Source organism: Algibacter sp. (genome assembly GCF_049667265.1).
Taxonomy (GTDB): domain Bacteria; phylum Bacteroidota; class Bacteroidia; order Flavobacteriales; family Flavobacteriaceae; genus Algibacter_B.
Map to the genome: position 1 here is coordinate 1 of NZ_JBATHX010000374.1, position 4,056 is coordinate 4,056.

Annotated in this window: 1 protein-coding gene; it reads right to left on the reverse strand. The window is 36.7% G+C overall.

Annotation, left to right across the window (positions count from 1 at the left end):
• Positions 1 to 3,989 (reverse strand): HYR domain-containing protein (locus tag WBN21_RS12995; protein WP_424200948.1); only part of this gene is annotated, 3,989 nt, incomplete at its 3' end.
• Between the last annotated feature and the right edge of the window lie 67 nt (positions 3,990 to 4,056).

Here is a 4,056-nt window from a genome sequence, read left to right on the forward strand (position 1 = left end):
GTTGTACAGTTATCCTCAACGGTAGGAGTTCCTAAATTGATATTAGCAATATCCGTGGTACATCCATTAGCATCTACATTCACAGATACAGGCGCCGCACAAGAAACAAATGACGGTTCGATATTATCAATCACCGTGACAATTTGCTCACAAGTTACTGAGTTGTTAGAACCATCTGTTACGGTCCATGTTACAATGGTTTCTCCAAGAGGAAAGGTATCCGGTGCATCATTCGTAATAGTAGTTGTTGTACAGTTATCCTCAACGGTAGGTGTTCCTAAATTGATATTAGCAATATCCGTGGTACATCCATTAGCATCTACATTCACAGATACAGGCGCAGCACAGGTTACAAACGACGGTTCGATATTATCGATTACCGTTACTGTTTGCTCACAAGTTACAGAGTTGTTAGAACCATCTGTTACGGTCCATGTTACAATGGTATCTCCTAATGGAAAGGTATCCGGTGCATCGTTCGTAATAGTTGTTGTTGTACAGTTATCATCAACAGTAGGTGTTCCTAAATTGATATTTGCGATATCAGTCGTACATCCGTTCGCATCTACATTTACAGATACAGGTGCCGCACAGGTAACTATTGTTGGTACTGTATTATCTATAATGATTACCTTTTGTTCACAAGTAGCGGTATTTCCTAAACCATCCGTTACTGTCCAAGTTACTATTGTTTCACCTAAAGGATAAGTAGAAGGAGCATCGTTATTAACTGATGCTACCAAACAATTATCTGAAGTTGTAGGCGTTCCTAAATCGATAGTTGCTGAATCAGTAGAACATGTTCCAGAATCTAAAATTGAAGTTACATCAGCAGGACATGTAATGGTCGGATTGGTAATATCAACTACGGTATTAATTTCAACATTTTGATCGAAAGTACATCCATTAGCATCTAAGACAATTACAATATAACTTCCTTCAGCAAGTCCAGTAAAGGTACCGCTAGATGAATAATTAGTGCCATTATCTATAGAGTATGTGTAAGGTGAAATTCCACCAACTGCTTCAACAGTTACTTCTCCAGTTGTATTTCCTAAACAATCCACATCAGTTTGTGAAGTTATAGAAGCCGATATATTTGTACTCGGCTGAACAATTGTTGCTGATTTGCTAGTAGTACACCCATTTTTATCGGTAATTGTTACAGAATAAGTTCCAGAAACTACGTTAATTAAATCTTCAGTTGTTGCACCGTTACTCCAAAGAAAAGTATATGGAAATGTACCACCATTAACAGCAAGATCAAGAGATCCAGTTGCATCATCACGACATAAAATATTTGTTACTGCTATGCCTGAACTTAATATATTAGGTTCGTTTATAGTTATCGTTGTATTGGTAGTACACAGCGTTATAGAATCTGTTACCGTAATGGTATAATCACCGGCAGGTAAATTACTAACAGCAGCTGTTGTGTTAGGAATCGTATCCCAAGCATATGTAAAATTTCCAGAACCACCGGTTACAGTAGCAGTTACACTACCATTACTATCACCAAAACACAAGGCAGGTGTGGAAGTTCCAGTAACTGATAAGTTCAAACAAGTACCTGGATTCACAGTTACCGTGGTGGAATCAGTACATCCATTAGCATCGGTTACAGTTACTGTATAATCGCCAGCACTAAGTCCAGTAATCGAACTTGTATTTTGACCTCCAGGAGACCAAGCATAAGTATAAGGTTCAACACCACCAGTTACAACTGAAGTTGCTGTTCCATCACCAGTAACAGGACCTTTTTCGTCTGTTGTCGTTGCTGAAACGTTTAAGGCATTACTAGGTTCTGTAATTGAAATAGTTTCTTCAACAGCTTGACAAACCGTTCCATCAATGGTAACACTTACAGAGTAAACACCTGCAACTAAACTACTAAGTGAACTAGTTTTTACGCCAGCATCAACTTGACCGTTAGACCAAGTAAATGTAAAAGTAGCGCTAGGATTAGCTCCAGAATTAGCATTTACTGTTCCAGACCCGCTAGCATCACCAGTACAAAGAACATCAGTAATATTAACAATATCGATTTCAGCATCACAAGTGTTCACGCACTCGATGACCACACTTTGAGTTAATTGACATCCGTTTGCATCGGTCACAGTTACACTATGTGTACCATTAGATAATCCAGTTGCAGTAGCGGTTGTAACACTTCCAGCAGATGCACTCCATTGGTAAGAATAACTTGGAGTCCCACCAGAAATAATAGCTGTTGCTTGACCATTAGTACAACCTTGAGCTGTAGTAGCATCCACTTTAGAAATATTTAAACTGAGCGGATTATTTGGTTCCGTAATGGTTGCGCCAATGGAAGTCGTACACCCAAGGGCATCAGTTATAGTTACGTTATACGCTCCAGCAATAACACTTGTTAAATCTTGAGTAGTCGAGTTATTAGCATCATTCCATAAATAAGAATATGGTTCAGTTCCACCAGTAACGTTAATATCAATATTTCCAGTTGCTTCACTATTACATGAAACATTAGTTTTTGTAGTAATTGTAGCAACTAAAGCAGGAGGTAAGGTTAAAGTATTTGAATCTTTATTAACATCTGTTATACTACAAGTTCCATTTCCGTAAGATCCATTATAGGTTAAATTGGCTGTAAATGACCCTTCAAAAGCTGGCGTTCCAGTATAATTAAAAGTTCCGTTTTGAGTGTTTGATGTACCAACTTGAGTACCATTTAAACTAAAAACCCATTGGTATGAATTCGAAACAGCCGTACAACCACCTTGGTTTACGTTACTTGTATATTCAATTGAATTTGTACAAGCAACACGAGAAATTTGCGGATCTATTTCAGGGCAAGGAACACAAATAGCAGGATTAGAAAATGTTTTTGTGGCAATAGCACAATCTGAATCTTCATAATTCATTACAGAATTCCCAACATCTTGAACACCACATGTAGTACTATTGTCTGCTACTATGCTATAGTTTAAAGTTATAGTCTCCTTATATAAATTATTTACAAACCAAGAAATTTGGTCGCCACTAACCGTGGTTGTTCCTGTAGCAGTATTAATTGTTCCAGGCACTAATGAAAATCCATTTGCAATAGTATTTGAAACTAAGGATTGTCCAGGTAGTTGCGTAGCCGCAGGAACTAATTTCCCCAAAATTTGACTATAAATACCACTTAAATCGGCATTGTTTTCTGTAATATATGAACCAGAATTTTGTATGCTATTTAAAGAGTTTACGGCATAAGTTTGTTCTGGATCTGTAATTGCTCCAACAAGACCAATTGAAAATATATTTTGGGTATAAACCACACCGCCAACAGTAGTAGTTTGTGCATCAATTCCAGCTTGTATACCTTCAGCGCGGCAATCTGAATTTGCAGCATTCGGATTACAACTTAAATTAGTGCCACTAGCTTCACCTGTGTTAATGTTTCGATATGAAGCAGCTCCATCAGATAATAGAATTATATTCCTAGAAGTATTACAATTAAACGTGCCAGAAGATGTTAAAATGCCATCAGCTTTAACCATAGCATCTTCTATATTGGTATTCCCACCTGTTACTATATTATTAATGGCTGTTATAATGGCGTTTTTACCTGTTATTCCGGTTAACCCTATATCAATAGTTGCCGCATAGGCGTAACTAACTACAGCTATTTTATTTAAGCCATTAGGATTATTAGAAGCTAAAAAGAAATTATCTACAAAATCAATAGCTGCATCTTTTGCGTAAGTAATAGGAAGTGGGGCTGCGCCATCATCCATACTACCCGATCTATCAATTACTATAACAACTTCTTGAGGTTGAGGAGGCGGATTTCCTATAATTTCAAGCGTTACATCAAACTGATTACATTCCGTATCATTTTCAACAGCATATTTATTAACAGTAACTTCCTGAGAAAACAAACTGCTAAAAGAGAAAAATAACAAAACAACTAAAGAATATCTTAGTTGTTTTTTATATCTTTTGTAAAAAAGTAATTTATTTCTCATAAAAATATTTTTAAAACTCGTTTTATTCATAATAAAATTTTATCCCTCAGTTGGGTCTGGGATATAT